The 24,965-nt window shown below is 64.6% G+C and carries 24 protein-coding genes; 13 read left to right on the forward strand and 11 right to left on the reverse strand.

Going from position 1 to position 24,965, the window contains the following annotated elements; all coding sequences use genetic code 11:
* Nucleotides 1-138 precede the first annotated feature (138 nt).
* Nucleotides 139-837, reverse strand: coding sequence for a corrinoid protein (locus IG169_RS13375; protein WP_193176721.1), 699 nt, complete (start codon nt 835-837; stop codon nt 139-141).
* Nucleotides 838-1,107: 270 nt separating this feature from the next.
* Here IG169_RS13375 and IG169_RS13380 point away from each other — a divergent pair, with 270 nt between their 5' ends.
* The 7 genes from IG169_RS13380 (at nt 1,108) to IG169_RS13410 (ending at nt 8,884) form a co-directional block, all read left to right on the forward strand.
* Nucleotides 1,108-2,694 (forward strand): trimethylamine methyltransferase family protein, encoded by a 1,587-nt coding sequence (locus IG169_RS13380; protein ID WP_193176722.1) that lies wholly within the window; start codon nt 1,108-1,110, stop codon nt 2,692-2,694.
* A gap of 80 nt (nt 2,695-2,774) precedes the next feature.
* Nucleotides 2,775-3,452: a 4Fe-4S dicluster domain-containing protein gene (locus IG169_RS13385; protein ID WP_193176723.1), complete on the forward strand. Its 678-nt coding sequence runs from the start codon at nt 2,775-2,777 to the stop codon at nt 3,450-3,452.
* A gap of 56 nt (nt 3,453-3,508) precedes the next feature.
* On the forward strand, nt 3,509-4,096 hold the full coding sequence (locus IG169_RS13390) for an RNA polymerase sigma factor (protein WP_246717372.1): 588 nt from the start codon (nt 3,509-3,511) through the stop codon (nt 4,094-4,096).
* Nucleotides 4,093-6,117: a vWA domain-containing protein gene (locus tag IG169_RS13395; RefSeq protein ID WP_193176724.1), complete on the forward strand. Its 2,025-nt coding sequence runs from the start codon at nt 4,093-4,095 to the stop codon at nt 6,115-6,117. The genes IG169_RS13390 and IG169_RS13395 overlap by 4 nt, the downstream gene beginning before the upstream one ends.
* Nucleotides 6,118-6,351: 234 nt before the next feature.
* On the forward strand, nt 6,352-6,822 hold the full coding sequence (locus IG169_RS13400; protein ID WP_193176725.1) for a glyoxalase superfamily protein: 471 nt from the start codon (nt 6,352-6,354) through the stop codon (nt 6,820-6,822).
* A 72-nt stretch (nt 6,823-6,894) separates the two neighbouring features.
* The gene (gene eutB, locus IG169_RS13405) at nt 6,895-7,902 is read left to right on the forward strand and encodes a hydroxyectoine utilization dehydratase EutB (protein WP_193176726.1); all 1,008 of its coding nucleotides are present in this window, start codon (nt 6,895-6,897) and stop codon (nt 7,900-7,902) included.
* Entirely contained in the window at nt 7,892-8,884 is a 993-nt protein-coding gene (locus IG169_RS13410; protein WP_193176727.1) for a cyclodeaminase, read from the forward strand. The genes eutB and IG169_RS13410 overlap by 11 nt, the downstream gene beginning before the upstream one ends.
* A gap of 162 nt (nt 8,885-9,046) precedes the next feature.
* Here the strand turns inward: IG169_RS13410 and IG169_RS13415 are convergent, their stop codons facing one another.
* The 5 genes from IG169_RS13415 to IG169_RS13435 all read right to left on the reverse strand — a co-directional run bounded on the left by IG169_RS13415 (nt 9,047) and on the right by IG169_RS13435 (nt 14,143).
* Nucleotides 9,047-9,508 carry a YybH family protein gene (locus IG169_RS13415; protein ID WP_193176728.1) on the reverse strand — a complete coding sequence of 154 codons (462 nt, stop codon included), beginning with the start codon at nt 9,506-9,508 and terminating at the stop codon, nt 9,047-9,049.
* A gap of 439 nt (nt 9,509-9,947) precedes the next feature.
* Nucleotides 9,948-10,625: a hypothetical protein gene (locus IG169_RS13420; RefSeq protein WP_210326008.1), complete on the reverse strand. Its 678-nt coding sequence runs from the start codon at nt 10,623-10,625 to the stop codon at nt 9,948-9,950.
* A 104-nt stretch (nt 10,626-10,729) separates the two neighbouring features.
* Entirely contained in the window at nt 10,730-11,716 is a 987-nt protein-coding gene (locus tag IG169_RS13425; RefSeq protein ID WP_193176729.1) for a TIGR00341 family protein, read from the reverse strand.
* Nucleotides 11,717-11,883: 167 nt separating this feature from the next.
* On the reverse strand, nt 11,884-12,666 hold the full coding sequence (locus IG169_RS13430) for a hypothetical protein (RefSeq protein WP_193176730.1): 783 nt from the start codon (nt 12,664-12,666) through the stop codon (nt 11,884-11,886).
* A gap of 247 nt (nt 12,667-12,913) precedes the next feature.
* Nucleotides 12,914-14,143, reverse strand: a complete 1,230-nt coding sequence (locus IG169_RS13435) for a hypothetical protein (RefSeq protein ID WP_193176731.1) — start codon at nt 14,141-14,143, stop codon at nt 12,914-12,916.
* Nucleotides 14,144-14,344: 201 nt separating this feature from the next.
* Here IG169_RS13435 and IG169_RS13440 point away from each other — a divergent pair, with 201 nt between their 5' ends.
* The 3 genes from IG169_RS13440 (at nt 14,345) to IG169_RS13450 (ending at nt 19,951) form a co-directional block, all read left to right on the forward strand.
* Nucleotides 14,345-15,967 carry a trimethylamine methyltransferase family protein gene (locus IG169_RS13440; protein WP_193176732.1) on the forward strand — a complete coding sequence of 541 codons (1,623 nt, stop codon included), beginning with the start codon at nt 14,345-14,347 and terminating at the stop codon, nt 15,965-15,967.
* 2 nt (nt 15,968-15,969) lie between these two features.
* Nucleotides 15,970-17,223 (forward strand): M24 family metallopeptidase, encoded by a 1,254-nt coding sequence (locus tag IG169_RS13445; RefSeq protein ID WP_193176733.1) that lies wholly within the window; start codon nt 15,970-15,972, stop codon nt 17,221-17,223.
* 175 nt (nt 17,224-17,398) lie between these two features.
* A complete protein-coding gene (locus tag IG169_RS13450) occupies nt 17,399-19,951 on the forward strand; it encodes a GcvT family protein (RefSeq protein ID WP_193176734.1) in 2,553 nt (850 codons plus the stop codon).
* A gap of 5 nt (nt 19,952-19,956) precedes the next feature.
* Here the strand turns inward: IG169_RS13450 and IG169_RS13455 are convergent, their stop codons facing one another.
* From IG169_RS13455 to IG169_RS13475, 5 genes are all read right to left on the reverse strand, one after another.
* Nucleotides 19,957-20,766: a transglutaminase-like domain-containing protein gene (locus tag IG169_RS13455; RefSeq protein WP_193176735.1), complete on the reverse strand. Its 810-nt coding sequence runs from the start codon at nt 20,764-20,766 to the stop codon at nt 19,957-19,959.
* A gap of 9 nt (nt 20,767-20,775) precedes the next feature.
* Nucleotides 20,776-21,042, reverse strand: a complete 267-nt coding sequence (locus tag IG169_RS13460; RefSeq protein ID WP_193176736.1) for a DUF1488 family protein — start codon at nt 21,040-21,042, stop codon at nt 20,776-20,778.
* Between the two features lie 77 nt (nt 21,043-21,119).
* Nucleotides 21,120-21,389, reverse strand: coding sequence for a hypothetical protein (locus IG169_RS13465; protein WP_193176737.1), 270 nt, complete (start codon nt 21,387-21,389; stop codon nt 21,120-21,122).
* Nucleotides 21,390-21,417: 28 nt separating this feature from the next.
* A complete protein-coding gene (locus tag IG169_RS13470) occupies nt 21,418-21,558 on the reverse strand; it encodes a hypothetical protein (protein ID WP_193176738.1) in 141 nt (46 codons plus the stop codon).
* Between the two features lie 27 nt (nt 21,559-21,585).
* Nucleotides 21,586-21,873 (reverse strand): hypothetical protein, encoded by a 288-nt coding sequence (locus IG169_RS13475; protein ID WP_193176739.1) that lies wholly within the window; start codon nt 21,871-21,873, stop codon nt 21,586-21,588.
* A 258-nt stretch (nt 21,874-22,131) separates the two neighbouring features.
* Between IG169_RS13475 and IG169_RS13480 the strand changes: the two genes are divergently transcribed.
* From IG169_RS13480 to IG169_RS13490, 3 genes are read left to right on the forward strand one after another with little or no spacing between them, the layout of a single operon-like run.
* Nucleotides 22,132-22,989 carry a UDP-2,3-diacylglucosamine diphosphatase gene (locus tag IG169_RS13480; protein WP_246717373.1) on the forward strand — a complete coding sequence of 286 codons (858 nt, stop codon included), beginning with the start codon at nt 22,132-22,134 and terminating at the stop codon, nt 22,987-22,989.
* A gap of 29 nt (nt 22,990-23,018) precedes the next feature.
* Nucleotides 23,019-24,248: a BtaA family protein gene (locus IG169_RS13485; protein ID WP_193176740.1), complete on the forward strand. Its 1,230-nt coding sequence runs from the start codon at nt 23,019-23,021 to the stop codon at nt 24,246-24,248.
* 13 nt (nt 24,249-24,261) lie between these two features.
* On the forward strand, nt 24,262-24,960 hold the full coding sequence (locus IG169_RS13490) for a class I SAM-dependent methyltransferase (protein ID WP_428982249.1): 699 nt from the start codon (nt 24,262-24,264) through the stop codon (nt 24,958-24,960).
* Nucleotides 24,961-24,965 lie beyond the last annotated feature (5 nt).

Below are 24,965 nucleotides of genomic sequence, written 5' to 3' on the forward strand. Positions count from 1 at the left end.
CGCATCGCCGCTCTTCAATCGCTTTTTGCCGCCGGCGGCAAGGCAGTACGGCAAAAGGGCCGATGGAGCCTCAAGCAAAAGCCCGGGCGGAGGACCAACCCGGGCTTCAGGAGCGATTTTCGCGCAAATGGTGCCGAATCAGGCGGAGGCCAACCGGTTGTGCTTTCGCTTGATGAGATCCTTGGCGGTTTCGACCGCGACCGCGGCATCGCGGCAATAGGCATCGGCGCCGACGGCCTTGCCGAATTCCTCGTTGAGCGGCGCGCCGCCGACAAGCACGATATAATCGTCGCGAATGCCTTTTTCCTTCATCGTGTCGATGACCACCTTCATGTAAGGCATGGTCGTCGTCAGGAGGGCCGACATGCCGACGATATCCGGCTCATGCTCCTCGATCGCGGCGAGGTAATTCTCGACCGGATTGTTGATGCCGATATTGATCACGTCGAAGCCGGCGCCTTCCATCATCATGGCGACAAGGTTCTTGCCGATGTCGTGGATGTCGCCCTTGACGGTGCCGATGACCATCTTGCCGAGCTTCGGCGCGCCGGTTTCGACGAGAAGCGGCCGCAGAATCGCCATGCCGGCCTTCATGGCGTTCGCCGACAGCAGGACTTCGGGAACGAACAGGATGCCGTCGCGGAAATCCTCGCCGACGATGCGCATGCCTTCGACAAGCGCTTCGGTCAGAACCTCGTAAGGCTGCCAGCCGCGCTCGAGCAGGATATTCGTGCCCTCGATGATCTCCTCTTTCAGGCCGTCATAGAGATCGTCATGCATCTGCTGGACGAGCTCGTCGTCGGACAGTTCGGACAAAATGATTTCATCGTCGGACATGTTCTGTTTCATCCCAATGCTGGCGTGGACTACCCGGTGCCGTTGTGTAGCAGGATATTGAATCGGAAATAATCAAAAAAGCGCTTCAAATGCGACGGCGCCAAATGCTTTTGCGACCGGTTCACGGCCGTTCGGGGACGCATTCACTGTCGCGCCAGCGTCAATGGCTGGCGCGAATTGAAACGCCTGACGGCGCGACCGCCATCATTGTCGATTCATACGAGCCGGGCGCGAGCCGTTTCCGGCATATTCGATGTTCAAGGTGAAGACATGTCAGATTCCGCAGTGGAAACGGATGCAGAAGGCGCCGAAGGCGCACGCGGACGCGCCGGACGGCGCGCGGCAGGCGGCGCGGCGGCGCGGCGCGCGGCGCGAAGCGGCGGCCAGCGCAGCCCCGCCATGCCCTATATTACGCGCCGGGTTCCGGTCTACGAGGTCCTCGACGAGGAAGCCCTCGTCACGATCGAGACCAATGCCGACACGGTGCTGGAGGAAATCGGCATCGAGTTCCGCGATGACGAGGAAGCCCTGAAACTGTGGAAGGAGGCCGGCGCCGACCTCAAAGGCCAGCGCGTCCACTTCCCGAAAGGGCTTTGCCGCGAGCTCTTGAAAACCGCGCCCTCCGTGTTCACGCAGCATGCGCGCAACCCGGAACGCAGCGTCCAGATCGGCGGCAACGCAACGGTGTTCGCGCCGGTTTACGGCCCGCCCTTCGTGCGCGACCTCGATGGCGAGCGGCGCTACGCCACGATCGAGGATTTCCACAATTTCGTGAAACTCGCCTATCTGGCGCCGTCGATGCACCATTCGGGCGGAACGGTGTGCGAGCCGGTCGATATCCCGGTCAACAAGCGCCATCTCGACATGGTCTACAGCCACATCCGCTATTCCGATAAACCGTTCATGGGATCGGTTACAGCGCCGGAGCGCGCCGAGGACACGGTCGCCATGTGCAAGATCCTGTTCGGCGACGAATATGTGGAAAACAACACCGTCGTCATCAACCTGATCAACGCCAACTCGCCGATGGTGTTCGACGACACGATGCTGGGCGCGGCGAAAGTCTATGCGCGCCACAACCAGGCCTGCATCATCTCGCCGTTCATCCTGGCGGGCGCGATGAGCCCGGTGACGATCGCCGGCACGCTGACGCAGATTCTGGCCGAAGTGCTGGCCGGCGCGGCCTTCACGCAACTGGTGCGCGCCGGCGCGCCGGTCCTGTTCGGAACCTTCGCGGCGTCGATCTCGATGCAATCGGGCGCGCCGACATTCGGCACGCCGGAGCCGTCGCTCGTCTCCTATGGCGCGGCGCAGCTGTCGCGCCGTCTTGGCCTGCCGTTTCGCACCGGCGGATCGCTGTGCGGTTCGAAAGTTCCCGACGCGCAGGCCGCCGAAGAAAGCGCGGCGACACTCAACATGACGCTGCTCGCGGGCACGAACTTCGCGCTGCATTCGGCCGGCTGGCTGGAAGGCGGGCTGGTGTCGTCCTACGACAAGTTCATGATCGACGTCGACCAGCTCGGTATGCAGCAGCGTTTCGCCGAGGGCGTCGATATGAGCGCGAACGGTCAGGCGATGGAGGCTATCCGCGAAGTGGGCCCCGGCAGCCATTATCTCGGCTGCGATCACACGCGCGCCAATTTTGAAAACGCCTTCTACAGGTCGATGATCGCGGACAACAATTCCTTCGAACAATGGGACATCGAGGGCCGCAAGAGCGCCGACCAGCGGGCGAACGGTCTCGCGCGGCGGTGGCTCGAATCCTACGAGGCTCCGGCGCTCGATCAGGGGATCGACGAGGCATTGCAGGCGTTCATCCGCGAGCGCAAGGACTCCATGCCCGACGCTTTCAGCTGAAAGAAGCCCGTGGACGGCCGGGCTAAAGTGGCCGACATCATCCACGACGAAGTCTGGCGCGCGACGCGGCGTGAGCCGGAATGAGCCGGCTCGCCAACGCTCTTGCCGAACACGGGTTGATTGCGCGTGGTGGCTTCGTCTTCGCGGATGACGAGGATGCGCCGCCGGGGCTGTCGGGCAAGCCGGCGCGCAGCATCGTGCTGGCCGGTCACGGCGGCGGGACGATCTGGCCGCATTTCAAGGCTTGGCTCGACGCTCAACCAGCGTCGCCCGCCGATCCGCTCGATGCCTGGTCGAAGGAGGTTCTGGACAGTGTTGCGACGAGGGTCGGCGCACGCGCCGTCTTTCCGTTCGAGAAACCGTATTGGCCGTTCCAGCAATGGGCGATGCGCGCGGAAGGACTGCGTCCGTCGCCGCTCGGCATTTTGATGCATCCGGAATTCGGCCTCTGGCACGCGTATCGCGGCGCCTTGCTGTTCGATATCGATATCAAGATCCAGGCGCCTGCCAATCCGATTCACCTTTGCGACCTATGTGACGGAAAACCCTGCATGAATGCATGTCCGGCAAAGGCCGTGTCCGGCGCGGCGTTCGATGTCTCGTGTTGCCTCGGATTGCTGCGGACCGAGGATGGCGGCACGTGCCGCAGAGACGGATGTCTGGCGCGGTCGGGGTGCCCGCACGACCGGCACCGCTACGGACCGGAACAGATCGCGTTCCACATGGCGGCGCATCTCCGGGGCATTGCCGGCGGCTGAAAAAATTTCCTTCCGGACCCAAGGAATGGCAAGAACGCATCGTCACAGGTGTAATGATGACGATGCGTCCGGATGCGAACGGGCCGGAAACGGCCGCGCGGGAGGAAGACGATCATGCGCTCGCCCTACGGGCAAGCCATGGCGACCGGGATGCGTTTGCCCGGCTGATCGACCGTCACTACGCGACCATCCACCGCATCGCCTGGCGATGGTGCGGCAATGCCGGCGATGCGGACGACATCGCCCAGGAGGTCGCCATCAAGCTGGCCCGCGCGATCGGGAGCTGGCGCGGCGAAGCCGGATTTTCGACATGGCTCTACCGCATCGTGCTCAACACGGTGCGCGACCGGCAGCGGGCGCTCGCCGCGGAAAGGCGCCGGGTCGAGGCCTTCGCCGTCCAGGCGCTGGTCGACGCGCAGGGTTCGGATGAGTCCACGGATCCGGCGACGCGGCTGTGGGCCGCGGTCGGCACCCTGCCGGAACGCCAGCGCGACGCGGTTCTGCTGGTGCATGGCGAGGGGCTCGGACACGGCGCGGCGGCGGATGTGATGGGCGTGTCGGAGGGCACCGTTTCGTTCCACATTCACGAGGCGAAGAAGAAGTTGCGGGCGATGATGCAGGCGCCCGAGGATGAACTGTCATGACGCATGATTTCGATCTCGACGCTTTGAAGAGCGTGAAGCCGCCGGAGCCGTCGCAGGCCGCGCGCGAAACCGCGATGCGCGCGGCGCTCGACGCCTTCGACGACGAAACAAACAAGCGGCAGACCCAAGGATCGGCCTCCGGCGTCCGTCTCATGACCATTCTGCAACGGTCATGGAGCACGACAATGACAGCACTGACGAAAACCCGGTTGATGACGGGCACGGCCATCGCCACTATCCTGGTGGTTCCGCTCGCTGGCTATCTCGCCTTCAGCCTGATCAACGAAGGGTATTCCCCGCAGTTCCGGCAGGACACGCCGCTGATGGATCTCGGCGGCGCGAACCGAGCAAAGGACGAGGCCGACGCCGATGATTCGCGGATCGCCGCGGAACCGAAACCGGCGGACGGGGCGATCGCCGCGGCGCCGCCTGCTGCGGTCGCGGAATCCGAGGTGCGGGTTCAGAGCCCCGGACAGACGGGGCTTGCGAAAAGCGCGCCGTCGACACAATTGCGCCGGTCGGGCGAGAGTTTTTCGGCGGCAGGTGCGCCGGTGGCCGCCGACAGAATCGCGCCGATGCCGCGCGTCGAGGAACAGAGCGGCGACCGATTCGAGAAATTCGACAGCAATGGCGTGAAATCGGTCGCCGACGCGCCGGTTTCGACATTCTCCATCGACGTCGACACGGCATCCTATTCGGTCGTCCGGCGCTCGCTGATGGAAGGGCGGCTGCCCGACCCGGACAGCGTGCGGGTCGAGGAGCTGATCAACTATTTCCCCTATTCCTATCCGCTGCCGGAAAGCCGCCAGACGCCGTTCGGCGTCAATGTCTCGGTGTCGCCGACGCCGTGGAATGCCGACACCAAGCTGATGCATATCGGCATCCAGGGCTACGACATCGTTCCGTCCGAGCGGCCGGCGGCCAATCTGGTGTTCCTCATCGACGTGTCGGGGTCGATGAACGCGCCCGACAAGCTGCCGCTTCTTAAAAGCGCCTTCCGGCTGCTGCTCGACAAGCTCGACGACCGCGACACCGTCTCGATCGTCACCTATGCCGGCAATGCCGGCACGGTGCTGGAGCCGACGAAGGCGTCCGAACGCGAGAAGATCCTCCGGGCGATCGACACGCTGCAGCCCGGGGGTTCGACGGCGGGGGCGGCGGGGATCGAGGAGGCCTACCGGCTTGCCCGGGAAGCGAAGATCGACGGCGGCGTCAACCGCGTGCTACTGGCGACGGATGGCGACTTCAATGTCGGCGCGTCGTCGGACGCGGACTTGAAGCGCATGATCGAGAAACGCCGCGACGACGGCATCTTCCTGTCGGTGTTCGGTTTCGGGCAGGGCAATTACAACGACCAGCTGATGCAGGTGCTGGCCCAGAACGGCAACGGCACGGCCGCCTATATCGACACGCTTGCCGAAGCCCAGAAGACGCTGGTCGAGGAGGCGGGGTCGACACTGTTCCCGATCGCCAAGGACGTGAAGATCCAGGTCGAGTTCAATCCGGCCACCGTCGCCGAGTACCGGCTGATCGGCTACGAGACGCGGGCGCTCAATCGCGAGGACTTCAACAATGACCGCGTCGATGCCGGCGATATCGGCTCGGGCCATTCGGTGACCGCGATCTACGAGATCACGCCGGTCGGCAGCCCCGCCGTGAGCGTCGATCCGCTGCGCTACGGCGAGGCGGAGAAGCCCGCGGCGACAAATGCCGCCGGTACGGACGAATACGCATTCCTGAAACTGCGCTACAAGCTGCCGGATGGCGCCAGGAGCACGCTGGTGACGACGCCGGTCGGGCCGGCGCAGGAGAAGGCGTCGGTGGCGGGGCTTGGCGACGATACGCGGTTCTCGATCGCGGTCGCGGCCTTCGGCCAGAAGCTGCGCCATGAGGATGCGGTCGCCAACTATTCCTGGAACGCCATTCGCGATCTGGCGGCGAAGGCGCGCGGCGAAGATTCCTATGGTTACCGCGGCGAGTTCCTGCGGCTCGTCGGGCTGGCCGAAAGTCTCGACCGCTGAGCGGTGCCCGTCCGGTGCCGGCAAACGGCGCCGGACGCTCGCCATATTGAACCCGGAAGCGTGTTCGACTATATGGGGCGCATCAAGGGCACGAGGCGCCCGCCGCTCACCGGTTTTCCGATGGTGAAGCCTCCCGGTTCAGTCCGGTACGACAGCAGACCCGTTTCAACGCGGTCCTGCGGCAATGTGAGCTCCCGCCAGACATGACCGTACGAACAGAACGGAACTGCAGTCATGACCAATATACTTGCCCCCGACATCGCCAGACCGCGCACCCGCGACCAGGCGAAACAATACGCCAGGACGTTGCGCCGGGACCTTGCCGCGCGCGGTGTCGCCATCAGCCATTCCCAGGCGCTGGAACGCGTCGCGGCCGAACTCGGCTACCGCGACTGGAACACCGCGGTGGCGCGGCTGTCCAACGAACCCGAATTCCGCATCCAGGTCGGGGACGCCGTCAGCGGCACCTATCTCAAGCAGCCTTTCACCGGCCGCGTGCTCGCGCTGCGGGAAATCGCCGGCGGAAGCCATTTCCAGGTGACGCTTCATCTCGACGAGGCGGTGGACGTGGTGACCTTCGACAGCTTCTCGTCGTTTCGCCAGCGCGTCAACGCGACGATCAACGACGAAGGCGTGTCGCGCAGCCGCACCAGCGACGGCGAGCCGCATCTCGTCATCCGGCGGCTGACATCCGCCGTCGCCTGAGCGGCGCGCCGGCCGCCATAAAAATCCGCGCCCGGCATTGACTTGGATATGCCGGGCGTGTGCCTTTGGCGCATGACACTGACGCTTGCCGATATCTTCAAGGCGCAGAAGACGATTGCCGGGACCGCGACGGACACGCCGCTGGTCCCGTCGCCTTTCATGTCGGAATTTTGCGGCCAGGAATTCCTGCTCAAGCTGGAAAACATGCAGCCGATCGGCGCCTTCAAGCTGCGCGGCGCGATGAACGCGATCGCCAACCTGCCGGAGGGGACGGCGGGCGTCGCCTGCTGCTCGACGGGAAACCACGGCCGCGGCGTTGCCTATGCGGCGCGCGCGCGGGGATTGAAAGCCGTGGTTTGCATGTCGTCGCTGGTGCCGCGGGCCAAGGTCGACGGCATCCGCGCGCTCGGCGCCGACGTGCGCATCACCGGAACCAGCCAGACGGACGCGCTTGCCGAAAGCAGGCGATTGCAGGCGGCCGAGGGGCTCGCGGTGATCTCGCCCTTCGACGATCCCTTCGTGATCGCCGGCCAGGGGACGATCGGGCTCGAGGTGCTGGCGGCGCGGCCCGATCTCGACACGATCCTGGTGCCCCTGTCGGGCGGTGGGCTGGCGGGCGGCATCGCGCTTGCCGCCAAGACGATCAAGCCGGAGATCAGGGTGATCGGCATTTCCATGGACCGCGGCGCGGCGATGCATGAATCGCTTGCCGCCGGCCATCCCGTCGAGGTGACGGAGGTGGCGAGCCTCGCGGATTCGCTCGGCGGCGGCATCGGCATGGACAATGAATATTCCTTTGCGCTGTGCCGTGACCATCTCGATGATACGGTGCTGGTGACGGAGGAGGATATCTACGCCGCGATGCAGGCGCTCTATTACGAGGACCGGATCGTCGCCGAGGGCGGCTCGGTGGTCGGGATCGCGGCGCTTCTTTCGGGCAAGCTCGACAAGCCAAAAGGCCCGACGGCGACGATCGTCACCGGGCGCAATCTCGACATGGGCCTCTTCACGGCGATCATGACCGGCGAGGACGTGCAACTGGGTGACAGGAAAGTGCGGGGGAGACGCCATGGATCATGAGGTTCTGGTCGCGACGGAAAAGGAACTGCGCACAGCGGTGAAACTCGACCTCGCGGCGATCGAGGTGGTGGAAAAGGCCTTCGTGGCGCTGGCTTCCGGCGAGGTCGTGATGCCGCCGATCCTGTCGATGGACCTGCCGGCGGTGCATGGCGAGGTCGACGTCAAGACCGCGTGGATTCCGGGCTTCGACGGTTTCGCGATCAAGGTCAGCCCCGGTTTCTTCGACAATCCGAAACTGGGCCTGCCGAGCCTCAACGGGCTGATGATCCTGTTTTCGGCGAAGACCGGCCTCGTCGAGGCGCTGTTTCTCGACAATGGATACCTGACCGACATCCGCACGGCGGCGGCCGGCGCGGTGGCGGCGAAATACCTGGCGCCGGGCACGGTGCGCACGGCCGGCGTGATCGGCACCGGCGTGCAGGCGCGCCTGCAGATCGCGGCGGCGCATCTGGTGCGGCCGTTCCGGCGCGTCCTCGTCTGGGGCCGCGACCTCGACAAGGCGAAGGCCTGCGCGGCGGATATCGCGCAGATGATCCCGGTCGAGGCAATTGCCGTCGAGGAGGCGGCGCGCGCCGTCGGGGACTGCGAATTGCTGGTGACGACGACGCCGGCGCGCGAACCGGTGGTCAAGGCCGAATGGCTGCATCCGGGCATGCATGTCACCGCGATGGGCTCGGACCAGGCGGGCAAGAACGAGATCGAGCCGAAGGCGCTGGCCGAGGCCGACCTGTATGTCGCCGACCGGGCCAGCCAGTGCGAGATGCTGGGCGAGTTGCGCGCGGCGATCGCCGCCGGGCTGTGGACCGGGCGCATGCCGTCGGAACTGGGCGACGTCATCACCGGCAAGACGTCCGGGCGGCCGTCGCCGGGCGCGATCACCATCTGCGACCTGACCGGCACCGGCGCGCAGGACACGGCGATCGCGACGCATGCCTTCGCGGCGATGCGCGAAGCGGGCGGCGGCACGTCCATCGCGACGTAGGTGCAGGGGGGCATCCGATATCGGCGCCGTCCCCCCTCTGTCCGCTTGCGCGGACATCTCCCCCGCGAGGGGGGAGACTTTTTGTCCCGTCCTTAAGCTTGTCCCGTCCTTAAGCGTCGCTTCGCTCGCTGACGGGCTCTGTGGCGCGCGTGGCCGTTTCCGCTACGAATTGGAATTCGACATGTCGCGATAGATCTTCCAGCTTCCGTCGGCCTGGCGTTTGAGGATCGTCAGGAACTTGCCGTCGATATGCATGTCCTCGCCCTTGACGGTCCGGTCGGCATCGTAGGTGCCGCGCGAATAGGCCCAGTCGCCGGTCACGACGATCTCTTCCGGGTTGATGTTCATCGAACTTGTCGGGGTGGCCGCGAAGGACTTGGGAACGCCTGCATCGAGCGCTTTCCTGTCGCGCGCCGGCGAGCCCTCGGACATCTTGATGCCGTTTTCGTCCCACAGCGCCAGCCAGGCTTTGGCGTCGCCGGCGACGCGCGCGGCGGCGTATTTCACCCAGATGTCGCGGATCGCCGCTTCGTCGTCCGCCGCGGCCGCATTGCCCATGCCGGCAAGCGTGACACCGCTTGCGAACAGGACGGCAGCCAGACCCAAAAAGACACGTCTCAACATGGTCTCCTCCCTTGAGAGTTGGTGCAGTGCAAGTCAAATGCGTTGAGGGCGGATGTTTCATTGACAGCCGTCAAGACTATTTTCTGCGATTTGTGCCTCTTTGACTGCGCGATCGCTATTCCGGACTGCGGATATCGCGAATTCTCCTTTGAAATAACTTGTTTATGCGCGGATCCTCAGGTCGGTCCCGAGGATGACGATTTTCGATCGGGCCAGGAGGGCGTGCGTGATCGCCGCCTCGGGTTCCTTGCCTTGGCCGCTAGTGCATTTGTCCGCCATCGCGTCCCCCTCTCTTGTGATTTCCAAGGACTTGCTCGCTGCGCGTCGCAAGCCCGGGAAATCACTTTCTCCCCCTCCAGGGGGGAGAGTCGGCGCGCGTGATCGCCGCCGCGCTTCCTCTCAGAAGCCCGGATCAATCGAAACAGCTTGTCCGGCCAGCTCACGACGTGTCTTCCCGCTCCAGCGACAGCGCCAGCGCGTGGCACTCGGTGAGCACGTCGTCGACTTCGTGAAAGACCCGCTTGCGGCGGCCGGGCGGCCAGCCGGGGCGCATCGGCGAGAAATACTTGCTGCGATTGATGCCGAGATCCCGGCGCGCGCGCCAGCGAGCGAGACGTTTGGCCTGTCCGGGGAGATCGTCGAGCGCGCGCCTCAGCGCGTGCAGGCGGCGGCAGAGCCGCGCGGCGTCGATCTCGTCGTCGGGCGTGGGGATCCGGATTTCGGGGATCGGGCGCGGTTCGGAAATGCCGATGACGCAGATGCGCGGGAAGGATTTTGCGCGGCGGCGCGGGCGGACGCCGAAGCGCTTGCGGGGATCGAGCAGGGGCAAGGCCGGCGCGGCGGGGGCGGATGTGGTTGTGGTGGTGGATGTTGTGGTTGTTGTGCCGGCTTGTTTGCGGAGCGCCACCACAACAACAACATCGCGCGCGGCGATGACGATCAGACGGCGGACGGCGGATTCGGCCGCACGGAGAATGCGCAGGAGATGATTGCGCAGATGGCGGGGCAGGGTGGCCACAATCGCGCCCTCGCCCAGCCCGGCCATGGCGAACAGCGCCGCGAGAACGCGCAAAAGCGCCGCGCGGTTGCGTTCTATCGCCCTGTCCCAGTTGATCATGCGCTTCCGTCTCCGGGTTTGGGTCCGGGAGAAGGGTAAGGGAGGTTGTGGGGCGGTGGATAAGTTGGGCGGGCTTGTCTCCTCCGCAAGGGGGGAGATAGGCGTCAGCGTACCACCAGGACCTGCCAGGCGATAAGGGCGGCGAGGAGGACGAGCAGCGCGCCCGAGACGGCGAGCGAGAAGCGGATCGCCTGCCGGACCTTGGCCTGGCGGTAGCGCGTGCGGGGCTTCACCCCGCGCACGATGAAGACAAGCTGGCCGGAGAGATGGATCGAGGCGAGGTTGACCGCCAGCAGCAGGGCCGCGTCGCCGGCCATCAGCCACTGCGCCTTGCCGAGGAACAGGCCGATGGCGGCGGCCGGCGGCATCAGCGCGACGGCGACCATGACGCCGACCAGGACCGAGGCCGCGCCCGCCGTCAGCGACAGGGCGGCGGCGACGCCGGAGGCGAGCGCCAGCGCGATGTTCTCGAAACCGACGGAGGCGCGCGCGGCGAGTTCGCCGGTCGTCACGTCGAAGGGCAGGACGACACCCAGCGCCGCGCCGATGGCGACGGCCAGCGCGATGCCCGCGGCGCTCGCCAGCAAGCCCTGCACGATCAGGTTCTTCTCGCCGAGCGTCACGCCGAGAATCGAGCCGAGCACAGGGCCGAGCAGCGGCGCGATCACCATCGCGCCGATGATGACGGCGACGTCGTCGCCGATCATGCCGAGCGCGGCGACGACCGCCGAGATGGCGACCAGGATCAGGAAGGTCGGGGTCAGGCCGGCATTGCGCGATATCTGCGCCAGCAGCTCCTCGCGCGTCTCCGAAATCTCGGTCTCGTTTTCCGCCTTGTCCTCGCGCGATTTCGACACCACGGCGTCGAGCGGATTGATGGCGATCTTCCAGTCCGGCGTGTCGTGCAGGGCGCGCTGCAGGTCGTCGAGCAGCTTCTGCTGGACCTTGTGGGTGGAGAGGAACGAGACCGTGCGCACCGGCCCCTTCGCGGCCGAGATGCCGGCGAGCGTCACGCCCTCGCGCTCGCCCACCTCGATGACCTTGTCGACCGCGTCTCTGGGAACAACGACATGGATATATTGATGGGTCATCGCGGTTCCGGCGGGTCTCGTGGGTCGGTGATGCGATGGTAGTCCGGCGGCGGAGGTTGCGGCAAGGAAGGGGGGGTGGGGCTGTTGGAGGACATGGCCGACAAAAGGACACACCGCGGGAGCCCTGGACGGGACGGGGGCTACGTCATGGATGACGAGATGAAGACTTAATCTTCTTCCTCGATTTCTTCACTAGTTGGCTGTCTTTCAAGCGCCCATAGAGTTGTCGGCATGCCTTCGGCCATGACATGCTGATATTTTTGTGTGAGTTCGTCCATTTTTGCTGAATACGCAATCGAATGTTCTTGATTCTCCGTAAGTTGGAACATCATTGCCATAGCTCCCGTCTGCATTGCTCTCAAGTCGAGTTCAAAACGGTCTGATAAAGCGGTAAAATGCTGTTGAGAAATATTTTCTTTGTTATCTTCGATAAATTCCGCGCCTCTAACGACATTACGAAAGCCCATTTGAAATGTATCCCAATACCGGCGAAAATTATTATCCCCCCAATAGAAGCCAGCCTCTCCTGCTAGCGCAGTAATATGCTCATTGGCATCGAATTTTGCAAAATGCGTCGGAGCTAAATTTGCGATAGCATACTGGTTTATCTTTTTCGACAGTTCATACCGATCAGAGAGAAATCTATCCTCGAAGAAGACACGCCGTCGTCTACTGCTGTCTGCGAGGGTAGATTGAAGGCGCTGTAACGCCTCTTTATCAACCTTCCAAACAAAATAAGGGGCCGAAAGAACTCGTAGAAATATGAGCGCGACTACAATGGAAAGTATCAAGATAGCAATAAATCCGGGGCCCCACTCCGGGATCGGTGCCTCCTTTATCCAAAACCAAGCCGGAACTGCTAGTGTGGCAAATACGGAAAGCGCATCGGCCCAGCGGAGCGACGGGCGCAATGCGAATCGAACGCTGCGTGTAATAAACTCGCCCAACATTTCGAAAGCCTGCCCTTAATTCTCGCAATTGTGGAGTCTTGCTCTGCGTCCATTGTGAATTTCATCAAGACTGATGCTCGGCCCGATGCTCGAAAGAGTGTAATCTGACGTTATGCATTCCTGAATTTGATCCGCCATCGCGAGCCCCTCTCTTGCAAAAGCTAAGGACTTAGCTCTGCCAAGCCCAAGCTTTTGCTTTCTCCCCCGCAAGGGGGGAGATAGGTGGCGCGAACCACGCTTCCCGCGTTCAGCTTCCGGACGGGATGCCGAGGACCGTCACGCAGAGCGAGATGAGCCCGGCGACCAGGAAGAGCGCCATGCGGCGGCGGCGTGCCTTCAGGCCGGTCAGGCCCCAGGCGAGCGTCAGTGCCACCGCGCATTGCGCGAAATAGAAAAGCGCAAAGGCTTGCGAGGCGAGCGTGACGAGCCTGAAGACATCGGTGCCCCAGGTGACGGCGATCGCCACGGCGGCGATGAGCGGGTAGGTGGCGCGCGGGGTCAGGCGGCCGTGCGTGATGTCCTCGATCAGGCCCGCGCCGCCGACCGAATCCGCGACCGAGGCGCTGAACTGGCTGGCCACGGCGCTGACCACCAGGATCAGCGGCAGGACCGGCGCGACATGGCCGACGAGACCGACAATCGCCGCGATGCCCTCGTCGCCGCCGAGCTTGCCGAACAGCACGGTGACGAGCGAAAAGAAGGCCAGATAGACCGCCGCCGCGATCAACTGGGCATAACGCATCGTGCGAATCCGGGTTTTCGCATCGAATTCGTCGCCGATGAAGCGCGACGTCTCGAAGCCCTGCACCACGATCAGCAGGCCGAGCACCACGCGGCCGGTGTGCCAGTCGATCTCCGGCGTGTCGGCGGGGAGGCGCCAGTCCCCCGCCGTCAAGGCATTGCCGTTGTAGAGCAACAGGCCGGCCAGAAGCGCGGCGATCACCGCGAGATTGACGCCGACGGTGTATTCCTCGAGCCCTTCGAGCATGCCGAGGCCCCGCGTCATGCCGAGAAGGCCGAGCGTCGCCAGGATGCCGGTGGCGATCAGCCTGGCCAGATTCGCGTCTTCCACCCCGATGCCCTTGAGGAGGAAATTTCCAAGCAAAACAAGGTAATAGGCCACCGAGACGAAATAGGCGAAGGCGAGGACGAAATGGGAGAGCCGTTCGAGGCCGACCGCCAGCCTGTGATTGCCTGCGCTTTTTTCGTCCTCCAGCAGCGGCTCGACATGGGCGATGTTGAAGCGGATCGCCTCGCCGACGATGTAGGAGGCCGCGATCAGGCCGGCCATCGCCACGATCGCCCAGATGCCGACCTCGCGGGCCAGCAGAGGCACCGAAACGAGGAAGCCGGAGCCGATGATGGAGGCAAGCGGCGTTACCGTCGCGCGCCAACCGGCCAGCGCCCTCACGCGGGGGCTCAGCAGGACACAGGCCGCGGCGAGGGTCACGAGCCCGACAAGGATGTTCTCGGTCACCGGTTCTGGTCTTCCTTCTCCGACTCGAGCGAACCTACCGGTTTATCTGTGACACAACCGCGCCGGCGGAGAAACCGGGGCAATCGACCCGCGGCCGCCGATTCCGCGCATGTCGCATTCTTCCCCCCTGACGGTCGGATTCCTCATCTCCGGCGCCTGAAAATCTGTTGTGATGGACATTGCAGATTGCCGGAGGACCGCATGCAACAGGACCAGCCGTCCGATCCCGACCCGACGACCGACACGCTTGTCTCCGAGGCGGTCGCCGACGCCGTTCTGGAGGAGGCGCCGGCGCGCCATCGCCGCGGCGGCGGGCGGTCGGCCAATGCGCGGCGCGGCGGGGCCGCCATCCGGCAGATGCCGTGGACCGACGTGATCAACCGCGACCACCCGACAGAGCCGGTGCCGCCGGAAGGCGTCGACGCGATCCACAACGGCGCGATGCGGGTGCTGGAGGAAATCGGCATCGAGTTCCTCAACCCGGAGGCCGTCGCGGTGCTGCGCGACGCCGGCTGCATCGTCGACGGCGAGAATGTGCGCATGGGCCGCGATTTCGTCATGGAGATGCTCGCCAAGGCGCCGACCGAATTCACGCTGACGCCGCGCAACCCGGACCGCAAGATCACCATCGGCGGCCGCCACATGGTGTTCGGCAATATCTCGTCGCCGCCGAACTGCTCCGACATCGAGCGCGGCCGGCGCAGCGGCAATCACGAGGACTACAAGAACTTCATCAAGCTGACGCAGTATTTCAACTGCATCCATTTCGCCGGCGGCTACCCGGTCGAGCCGATCGACATCCACCCGTCGGTGCGCCATCTCGACTGCCTCTACGACAAGCTGACGCTGACCGACAAGGTGGCGCATGCCTATTCGCTCGGCACCGAGCGCGTCGAGGACGTCATCGAAATGGTGCGCATCGCCGGCGGGCTGACGCATGACGAGTTCGACGCGACGCCGCGCATGTATACCAACATCAACTCGACCTCGCCGCTGAAGCACGACTGGCCGATGCTGGACGGGGCGATGCGGCTGGCGCGGCGCGGCCAGCCGACGATCGTGACGCCGTTCACGCTTGCGGGCGCGATGGCGCCGGTGACGATGGTCGGCGCGGTGACGCAGTCGGTCGCGGAGGCGCTCGCCTGCATCGTGCTGCTGCAATGCATCAATCCGGGCGTCGGCTGCGGCATCGGCACGTTTACCTCCAACGTGGACATGAAGACCGGGGCGCCGGCCTTCGGCACGCCGGACTATGTGCGCGCGACGCAGATCACCGGCCAGATGGCGCGGTTCTACAAGCTGCCGCTCAGATCCTCGAACACCTGCGCGGCGAATACGCCGGACAACCAGGCGACATGGGAATCGATGATGTCGATGTGGGCGGCGGTGACGTCGGGAACCAACATGGTCTACCACGCGGCCGGCTGGCTCGAAGGCGGCCTGTGCGCGTCCTACGAGAAGTTCATCATGGACTGCGAGGTGCTGCAGCAGTTCATCGCCTACATGCAGCCCTACACGACCACGGAAGAGGACATCGCCGTCGACGCGATCAAGGAGGTCGGGCCGGGCGGGCATTTCTTCGGCATCCAGCACACCCAGGACCGCTACGAGACGGCGTTCTATTCGCCGTTCCTGTCGGACTGGTCGAACTACGAGAACTGGGAGGATCGCGGCGCGGTGACGACGGTGGAACGGGCGAACAAGGTGATGAAGCAGATCCTCGCCGAATATGAGGCGCCGCCGATGGACGAGGCGATCCGCGAGGAACTGGCCGACTTCGTCGCGCGGCGCAAACAGGAAGGCGGCGCGCCGACGGATTTTTGACCATGACGATGTTCGACTGGCATGCGGAGCGCGCCGATCTCGACGGGATCGCGCAGCTCGACACGGAAGAGGCGGGCGAGGCGATCGATCTTGTCGCGGTGCGCGGCTACCGGCTCGGGCGGGTGCGCGCCAAGATGGCGGAATTCGGCATCGACGCGATGATCCTGACCGACCCGGTCAATATCCGCTACGCGACCGGCACGCGCAACATGCAGATCTTCACGGCGCGCAACCAGCCGTCGCGCTACCTGGTGCTGACGCAGAACCGCTCGATCCTGCACGAATTCACCGGGGCGCTGCATCTGGGGCAGGGCTTCGAGACCGTGGACGAGGTGCGCCCGGCGATGACGGCGAGCTTCGTCGCCGCCGGCGAACATATCGCCGAACGCGAGAAAGCCTGGGCGCGCGAGACCGGCGCGCTGCTGAGGGAGCTTGCAGGCTCCGGCGCGACGGTCGGGATCGAGCGGATCAATGCCGGCGCGGCCGTGGCGCTGGGTGACGAGGGATTTCGGCTTGTCGACGCGCAGCAGCCGGTGGAACTGGCGCGGGCGATCAAGTCGGCCGAGGAGATGAAGTGCGTGCAAGCCTCGTTGCGCGCGACCGAGATCGGCGTCAAGCGCCTGTGCGACGCAATCCGTCCGGGGCTGACGGAAAACGAACTCTGGTCGGTGCTGCACCAGGCGGTGATCGCGCAGGGCGGCGACTATGTCGAAACGCGGCTCTTGAATTCCGGCAAGCGGACCAATCCGTGGTTCCAGGAGACCGGCGCCAAGGTGATCGGCGAAAACGAGCTGATCGCGCTCGATACCGACGTGGTCGGCTGCCACGGCTATTATTCGGATTTCTCGCGCACCTTCCATGCCGGGCCGGACAAGCCGAGCGAAGCGCAGCGCGAACTCTACAAGACGGCCTACGAGCAGGTGCACCACAATATGGGCATATTGCGCCCGGGCATGACGTTCCGCGACTATGCGGAGGCGGCCTGGGACATCCCGGAGAAATACCACGCCAACCGCTATTATTTGTCCGCGCATGGCTGCGGGATGACCGGGGAATATCCGTATCTCTATCACCGCGCGGATTTTCCGGATGCCGGCTATGACGGCGTCATCGAGCCGGGCATGACGCTGTGCGTGGAGAGCTTTATCGCCGAAGAGGGGCGCGGCGAGGGCGTCAAGCTGGAACAACAGGTGCTGGTCACCGAAACGGGCATCGAATTGCTGTCGCGCTTTCCCTTCGAGGAGGCGTTGCTTTGAGCGGTACCCCCACCCTTCATCCCTCCCCACAAGGGGGAGGGAAGACCTTTGCTTTGCCGCTTGTGCTTGGTGCATTGCGGCAGGCGGAAACGTCTGTGCCGGTGTCCTCCCTCCCCCTTGTGGGGAGGGATGAAGGGTGGGGGTACTTCACGATCAGGACTGGGAGAGTTGGGACATGAAAACTCAAACGCGTGTCGTCGTCATCGGGGGCGGGGTCGTCGGCTGCTCGGTGCTGTATCACCTGGCCAAGGCCGGCTGGACCGACATCATGCTGATCGAGCGCTCGGAGCTGACGTCGGGCTCGTCCTGGCATGCGGCGGGCGGCTTCCACACGCTGAACGGCGATCCCAACGTCGCCAAGCTGCAGGCCTACACGGTCGGGCTCTACAAGGAGCTGGAGGAGATTTCCGGCCAGTCCTGCGGGCTACACCTGACCGGCGGCGTGATGCTGGCGGAAAGCCCGGAGCGGATGGACTTCCTGCGCTCTTTGCACGCCAAGGGCCGGCATCTTGGCATGCAGACGGAGCTGATCACGCCGCTGGAAGCCAAGGCGATGTTCCCGCTGATGGACGAGACGAATTTCGTCGGCGCGCTGTGGGACCCGGTGGAGGGCCATCTCGACCCGTCCGGGACGACGCATGCCTATGCCAAGGCGGCGCGGACGCTCGGCGCCGAGATCGTCTTGCGCAACCCGGTCAAGGAGCTGACGCAGGACGCCGACGGCACCTGGAACGTCGTCACCGAGCAGGGGACGGTGCGGTGCGAGCATGTCGTCAATGCCGGCGGGCTTTGGGCGCGCGAGGTCGGCCGGATGGTCGGGCTCGAACTGCCGCTGCTCGCCATGGAGCACATGTATTTGCTGACCGAGGACATGCCCGAGGTGATCGAGTTCAACGAGACCTACGGGCGCGAACTGATCCACGCGATGGATTTCCGCGGCGAGATCTACACGCGCCAGGAACGCCAGGGCATGCTGCTCGGCACCTACGAGCAGGATTGCCGGCCGTGGTCGCCGGTCAATACGCCGTGGGATTTCGGCCACGAGCTGTTGCAGCCGGACATCGAGCGCATCGCGCCGTCACTGGAGATCGGCTTCAAGCATTTCCCGCCCTATGAGCGCGCCGGCATCAAGCAGATCATCAACGGGCCGTTCACCTTCGCCCCCGACGGCAACCCGCTGGTCGGGCCGGTGCAGGGGCTGACGAATTTCTGGTCGGCCTGCGCGGTGATGGCCGGCTTCTCGCAGGGCGGTGGCGTCGGTCTGACGCTCGCCAACTGGATGGTGCATGGCGATCCGGGCGCCGATGTCTGGGGCATGGACGTGGCGCGCTACGGCGAGTGGGCGACGCTGCGCTATACCAACGCCAAGGTGCGCGAGAACTATTCGCGGCGTTTCCGCATCCGCTATCCGAACGAGGAACTGCCTGCCGCGCGGCCGCACCAGACGACGCCGCTCTACGACATCATGGTCGCAAACAACGCCGTGATGGGGGACTCGTGGGCGCTGGAGACGCCGTTGTGGTTCGCGCCGTCGAAGGAGGAGGCGCATGACGTCATCTCCTTCCATCGCTCCAACGATTTCAAGCATGTAGGCGAGGAAGTGAAGGCGGTGCGCGAATCCGTCGGCGTCTCGGAAATCGCCAATTTCGCCAAATACGAGGTCTCCGGGCCGGGGGCGGAGGCGTTTCTGTCGAAGCTGATGACCAACACCATGCCGAAGACCGGCCGCATCGTGCTGACGCCGATGCTGAACGAGTTCGGCAAGCTGATCGGCGACTTCACCATCGCCAAGGCGGGCGAGGACCGGTTCATGATCTGGGGCTCGTCGGCGGCGCAGGTCTATCACATGCGCTGGTTCGAGCGGCATTTGCCCGACGACCGGTCCGTGCATATCCATCGCTTTGACCAGACGCTGGTCGGGCTGACAATCGCCGGGCCGAATGCCCGCAAGGTGCTGGAAAAGCTGACCGACGACGACGTCTCGAACGAGGCGTTCCGCTTCATGGATTTCCGCGAGATGGCGATCGGCTCGGCGCCCTGCATGGTCAACCGGATCTCCTATACTGGCGATCTCGGCTACGAGATATGGATGGCGCCGGCCTATGAGCGGCTGGTCTATGCGGCGATCAGGCAAGCCGGGGCCGAATTCGGCATCCGCGATTTCGGCATGCGGGCGCTGCTGTCGATGCGGCTGGAAAAGAATTTCCCGACCTGGGGGCACGAATTGCGGCCGATTTACGGGCCGTTCGAGGGCGCGATGGACCGGTTCGTCAAACTCTCGAAGAACGACTTCATCGGCCGCGAGCAGGCGGCGAAGGAGAAGGAAGAGGGGCCGAAGCGCCGCCGGGTCTCGTTCATCATCGAGGCGGGCACGGCGGACGTGATGCATGACGAGCCGGTCTGGGCGAAGGTCGGCGACACCGACTACGGCACCATCGAGGCGCCGCACGGCGCCGGGCCGAAGCGTTTCGACGCCGACAACAAGGAGTTCGAGCATCCGGGCATGAAGCAGATCGTCGACGGCGACTGGCGGGTGGTCGGCTGGGTCACGTCGGGCGGTTACGCGCATGGCGTCGGGTGCTCGATGGCGCAGGGCTATGTGCCCGCGGCGCTGGCCGACAATGCCGGGGAGGGCCTGTTCGAGATCGAGATCCTCGGCGTGCGCTGCCCGGCGAGGATCGCGGTGGAGCCGCCGTTCGATCCGGAAGGGGAGCGGATGCGGGGGTAGGGCGCCTACAGCCCGGTGACGTCGTAGGTCCAAACCCGGAAGGACTTCAGCAGGTGCGGGCCGAAGGAGTTGATCAGCGGCACGTCGGCGGCATCGCGGCCGCGCGCGACGACGATGCGGCCGATGCGCGGCATGTTGTTGCGCGGGTCGAAGGTGATCCAGCTTCCGCCGAGCCAGACCTCCATCCAGGCGGAAAAATCCATCGGGTCGAGGATCGGCACGCCGATATCGCCGAGGTGACCGTTCACGTATCGCGCCGGGATGTTCATGCAGCGGCAAAGCGTGATGGCGAGGTGGGCATAGTCGCGGCAGACGCCGACGCGCTCGTGATAGGCTTCCAGCGCCGTGCGCGTGGCGCGCGCCTTCATGTAATCGAAGGCGAGGTGGTTATGCACGAAGTCGCAGATCGCCTGCACCCTGGTCCAGCCGGGTTCGACATGCTCGAACATGTCCCAGGCGATCTGGCTCAGCTGGTCCGTTTCGCAATAGCGGCTGCCGACGAGATAGGCGAGGCATTCGTCGGGCAGGTCCGGGATCGCGATTTCGGCCGCATCGGGACAGACGGGATCCTCGGTGCCGGGGTCGGTAATCGTGGCATCCGCCCAGATCGAAAAGTCGCCCGGCGGCGCCGTGAAGCGGCGGCAGACATTGCCGAATATGTCGAGATAGGTGTGCGTCGCGACCGCCGGCGTTGTGATCAGTTGTTCCGGCGCCACCAGGTCGCCACGGCGCTCGGGACGGATCTCCATCAGGCAGACCATGGGGGTTGGCTGCTCGCAATGGACCGTAATGTCGTAGCCGAAACGGATGCGCATCAATGCGGTCTAGCGGAAATCCGCGGATGTCAGCACATATTCCGGCTTGCGGCTGTGGGAATGCGCCTCGGACGCGACGCTTTCGATGGTGTCGCGCTTTCTGTCGAATGCGGCGAGATAGGCCGATTCCTCGTTCAGGCCCGGGGGCACATGGTCGACAATGGCGTCGACATCGACCCGGAAGGGAACCGTGTGCATCCCTTCATATCCATAAAAGCGCACCTGGCGGCGCGTTTCGTCGTAATTTCTGCTTCGGTTGGGAAAAGCCAGAGTCATCGTAAATGTCCTTAAATTATTCAATTCATCAAATCATACGGCGCCGTTTCCGGCCGAACCGCAAGGGCGGCCCGGTGTCATTTGCCGGAATCTCCGCCGACCGGTACCAATCCGGCGAACAAACCCGGCTGGGGAGGCGCTTCGATCGCCTCGCGGAAGAATTCGGTTCCCGCCGCATCGAGGATGCGTACGAGATCGGGTGTTTGCGGCATGGCGCGCGAGGCGGCGAGCTTGACCGCAATGCTTTTCGCCGCCGCATGGCTGACGGCGTCGCAACAGACCCGATCAACCACGGCGAGCATGCCGTCCGTCTGGCGGGTTCGGCAATATTCGATCGTGATCCTCATCCGTTTCGCTTGCCCGAACCGCGCGATGCTATTTTTTCTTGCCGGTAAAGCCGCCGGCCTCGATGATCTTCATCGGCGATGCGGCGCCGGCGGACACTGCCGCTTTCGCCTGCTTGTCCTGCTTCGGTTTTCGGATTTCCTTGTTGCTGCGTTTCTGACCCTTGGCCATGATCGATCCTTTCGGGATGCGTGAGTGTCACTGGGTATCGTTTTCGGAGTCTTCGCCGCGCTGCCGGTCCAGTTCCAGGGCGGCCTCGAGGTCGGCGTGGTCTATTCCCACCATCTGCCGGCTGCGCGCGCCGGCGCGTATGGCGGGCAGGTGGATGAAGGTGGCGACGCGGTGCCAGGCGATCCAGGACAGGCCCTCGACGACCTGCTCGTCCTCGTCGATGTCGTATTCGCCCGCAGGCTGGGCGTCGTCGAGCCCGGCCAGGAAAAAGGGATGGCGGAAACTGGCGGTGGAGCGGCGGGTGCGTGTCTGCATCGGATGGTCCTGCGTGGCGGAAGAGCTGTTCCGCGGGAAAAGGCGCACCGCTCGTCTTCGCTGGTGCCGGCGCAGGAAACGCAGAATGACGCCGCTCCCATCCTGTAGGAGGGCATTCCATGCATATACGGTATTACAGGAAAAGATAGTCGCGCCGGGATTGTGGCTTATTCGCGTCCGGCCGGATTACCTCGAGGTGGGTCAAGGCCCGAGGGGATTCGTCACACGGCTGTCACGCGACTCTGAGATTTGGCGGTCATGGGGACGCAGGGCACCGACGGCGAGAGCATGGAAAAGAAATTCCGCACGCTTTTTCTTTCAGATATCCACCTCGGGACGCGGGGGTGCCGCGCCGACATGCTGCTGGATTTCCTGCGCGAACACGACGCCGAGCGGATCTATCTCGTCGGCGACATCTTCGACGGCTGGCGGCTGAAGCGCGGCTGGTACTGGCCGCAAGCGCACAATGACGTGGTGCAGAAGTTGCTGCGCAAGGCGCGCAAGGGCGCCGAGATCATCTATGTGCCGGGCAACCACGACGAGGTGATGCGGCACTATCTCGGTACGCATTTCGGCGGCATCGAGGTGAAGGCGCGCGACATCCACGAGACCGCCGACGGCAAGCGGCTGCTGGTCATCCACGGCGACCAGTTCGACATGGTGGTGGTCAACGCCAAGTGGCTCGCCCATGTCGGCGACGTCGCCTACACGGTCGCGCTGGCGGTCAATTTCTGGTTCAACGGCCTGCGCCGCCTGTGGGGCGGGCAATACTGGTCGCTGTCGAAATGGGCCAAGCTGCGCGTCAAGCAGGCGGTCAATTTCATCGGCGCCTATGAAGCGATTCTCGCGCAGGAAGCCCAGAAGTCGGGCGTCGACGGCGTCGTCTGCGGCCATATCCACCACGCCGCGCTCGAGGACCTGAACGGCATCCGCTACATCAATACCGGGGACTGGGTGGAAAGCTGCACCGCGGTTGTCGAGGAGCAGGACGGAACGCTCCGGCTGATCGACTGGTCGGCCGTCACGCGCGAACGCAACAGCCGCTTGCCGGTGGTCGTGCCGCAGGCAGGCAACCGCGCGGTGCGCAAACCGAAAACGCAGAAAACGGCGGCCTGAGCGGGCCGCTGACAGGAAAGAGCCAGGCCATGAGCGATGTGCTGACCGTCAAAGAGCAGCTTGGCGCTGCGGTTCACCAGAATGCGGCCCTGTCGAAGACCGGCCTGCTGGAGCGGATTTTCTCCAACGCCTTCAATGGCCTCGTCTATCCGCAGATCTGGGAGGACCCGGACGTCGATATGGCGGCGCTCGCAATCGAGCCGCACCACAACCTGGTCTGCATCGCGTCCGGCGGCTGCAACATGATGAGCTACCTGACGGCCGGCCCGGCCTCGATCACGGCGGTGGACCTGTCGCCGGCGCATGTGGCGCTCAACCGGCTGAAACTCGCCGCCGCGCAGCATCTGCCGGATCACGAGACATTCTACGCTTTATTCGGACGCGCCAACGTCAAGGGCAATGCCGAGTTGTTCGACCACAGCCTCGCGCCGCATCTGGATGCCGCGAGCGTCGACTACTGGAACGGCCGGCGCGGGATCAACGGCCGGCGCATCGAGATGTTCGAGGACGGGTTCTACCGGCAGGGGCTGCTCGGCTGGTTCATCGGCTCGGCGCATCTGCTGGCGCGGCTGTTCGACGTCGACCTGAAGACATTCCTCGCCTGCACCACGCTGGAGGAACAGAAGGCGTGGTTCGACGCAAACCTGGCGCCGGTTTTCGAGACGCGGCTGGTCAGGTGGCTCGCCGGCAACAAGGCGACGCTGATCGGGCTCGGCATCCCGCCGCAGCAATACGATGCGTTGGCGGGTGCGGCCGGGGGCGACATGCTGGCGGTGCTGCGCGAGCGCACGCGGGCGCTGTTTTGCGATTACCCGCTGTCGGAAAACTATTTCGCCTGGCAGGCGGTCAACCGCGCCTACAAGCGCGAGGGCGACGGGCCGGTGCCGCCCTATCTGCGGGCGGAGAATTTCGAAGCGCTGAAGGCCAATGCGGGCAGTGCCGCGATCCACAACCGCTCGCTGACCGACCTGCTCGCCGAAACGTCGGCGGGGTCGAAACACGGCTATGTTCTGCTCGATGCGCAGGACTGGATGAACGACCGGCAGCTGAACGACCTGTGGTCGCAGATCACCCGGACGGCGGCGCCCGGCGCGCGCGTGATCTTCCGCACCGCCGGCATTCCGACGATCCTGCCCGGCCGCGTCGACGACGCGATCATGAAGCGCTGGACCTATCACGCGCGCAAATCGGCCAGCTGGACGCGGGCCGACCGCTCGGCGATCTATGGCGGCTTCCATCTCTACACGCTGGACGGCTAGAGCGATGGCCGGAATGGGGATGACGGATCGCGACGGCGCCACGCATTCGTCCGGGGCACATTCTCCCGGTTCGCATGACGGGCTGATGGACGCGATCTACCGCAACCAGCGCCATATCTACGACGCGACCCGCAAATACTACCTGCTCGGCCGCGACCGGCTGATCGCGGGGCTCGATGCGCCCGACGAGGCCAAGGTGCTGGAAGCGGCCTGCGGGACGGGGCGCAATCTCGTCGTGGCGGCAAGGCGTTACCCGAAGGCGCGGTTCTACGGTTTTGATATTTCGGAGGAAATGCTGAAACAGGCGCGCCGGAACATCGACAGGGCGGGGCTTTCGGACCGCATCACGGTCGCCCAGGGCGATGCGACGGATTTCGATGCGGAAGCGCTGTTCGGCGTCGCCGGTTTCGACCGGATCTTCATCTCCTATTCGCTGTCGATGATCCCGCCATGGCGCGCGGCGATCGCCGAGGCGCTCGCCCATGTCTCACCGGGCGGATCGCTGCATGTGGTCGATTTCGGCCAGCAGGAAAGGCTGCCGGGCTGGTTTCGCGCCGGGCTGCATGCGTGGCTGGCGAAATTCCATGTCGAACCGCGCGCGGACCTCGAAGCGGTACTGCGCGAGGCGGCGGATGAGGCCGGCGGGACGCTGTCCTTCGACGCGCTTTACCGCGACTACGCGCGTTACGGCGTGATCCGGCGCCGGGTTTGACGGGC

Origin of the sequence: Oricola nitratireducens (assembly GCF_014904745.1) — a bacterium.
Taxonomy (GTDB): domain Bacteria; phylum Pseudomonadota; class Alphaproteobacteria; order Rhizobiales; family Rhizobiaceae; genus Oricola; species Oricola nitratireducens.

Coding starts and splice junctions, on each gene's coding strand:
- IG169_RS13375 (WP_193176721.1), bottom strand. CDS start 837: ATGTCCGACGATGAAATCATTTTGTCCGAACTGTCCGACGACGAGCTC.
- IG169_RS13380 (WP_193176722.1), top strand. CDS start 1,108: ATGTCAGATTCCGCAGTGGAAACGGATGCAGAAGGCGCCGAAGGCGCA.
- IG169_RS13385 (WP_193176723.1), top strand. CDS start 2,775: ATGAGCCGGCTCGCCAACGCTCTTGCCGAACACGGGTTGATTGCGCGT.
- IG169_RS13390 (WP_246717372.1), top strand. CDS start 3,509: ATGACGATGCGTCCGGATGCGAACGGGCCGGAAACGGCCGCGCGGGAG.
- IG169_RS13395 (WP_193176724.1), top strand. CDS start 4,093: ATGACGCATGATTTCGATCTCGACGCTTTGAAGAGCGTGAAGCCGCCG.
- IG169_RS13400 (WP_193176725.1), top strand. CDS start 6,352: ATGACCAATATACTTGCCCCCGACATCGCCAGACCGCGCACCCGCGAC.
- eutB (WP_193176726.1), top strand. CDS start 6,895: ATGACACTGACGCTTGCCGATATCTTCAAGGCGCAGAAGACGATTGCC.
- IG169_RS13410 (WP_193176727.1), top strand. CDS start 7,892: ATGGATCATGAGGTTCTGGTCGCGACGGAAAAGGAACTGCGCACAGCG.
- IG169_RS13415 (WP_193176728.1), bottom strand. CDS start 9,508: ATGTTGAGACGTGTCTTTTTGGGTCTGGCTGCCGTCCTGTTCGCAAGC.
- IG169_RS13420 (WP_210326008.1), bottom strand. CDS start 10,625: ATGATCAACTGGGACAGGGCGATAGAACGCAACCGCGCGGCGCTTTTG.
- IG169_RS13425 (WP_193176729.1), bottom strand. CDS start 11,716: ATGACCCATCAATATATCCATGTCGTTGTTCCCAGAGACGCGGTCGAC.
- IG169_RS13430 (WP_193176730.1), bottom strand. CDS start 12,666: ATGTTGGGCGAGTTTATTACACGCAGCGTTCGATTCGCATTGCGCCCG.
- IG169_RS13440 (WP_193176732.1), top strand. CDS start 14,345: ATGCAACAGGACCAGCCGTCCGATCCCGACCCGACGACCGACACGCTT.
- IG169_RS13445 (WP_193176733.1), top strand. CDS start 15,970: ATGACGATGTTCGACTGGCATGCGGAGCGCGCCGATCTCGACGGGATC.
- IG169_RS13450 (WP_193176734.1), top strand. CDS start 17,399: ATGAAAACTCAAACGCGTGTCGTCGTCATCGGGGGCGGGGTCGTCGGC.
- IG169_RS13455 (WP_193176735.1), bottom strand. CDS start 20,766: ATGCGCATCCGTTTCGGCTACGACATTACGGTCCATTGCGAGCAGCCA.
- IG169_RS13460 (WP_193176736.1), bottom strand. CDS start 21,042: ATGACTCTGGCTTTTCCCAACCGAAGCAGAAATTACGACGAAACGCGC.
- IG169_RS13465 (WP_193176737.1), bottom strand. CDS start 21,389: ATGAGGATCACGATCGAATATTGCCGAACCCGCCAGACGGACGGCATG.
- IG169_RS13470 (WP_193176738.1), bottom strand. CDS start 21,558: ATGGCCAAGGGTCAGAAACGCAGCAACAAGGAAATCCGAAAACCGAAG.
- IG169_RS13475 (WP_193176739.1), bottom strand. CDS start 21,873: ATGCAGACACGCACCCGCCGCTCCACCGCCAGTTTCCGCCATCCCTTT.
- IG169_RS13480 (WP_246717373.1), top strand. CDS start 22,132: ATGGGGACGCAGGGCACCGACGGCGAGAGCATGGAAAAGAAATTCCGC.
- IG169_RS13485 (WP_193176740.1), top strand. CDS start 23,019: ATGAGCGATGTGCTGACCGTCAAAGAGCAGCTTGGCGCTGCGGTTCAC.
- IG169_RS13490 (WP_428982249.1), top strand. CDS start 24,262: ATGGGGATGACGGATCGCGACGGCGCCACGCATTCGTCCGGGGCACAT.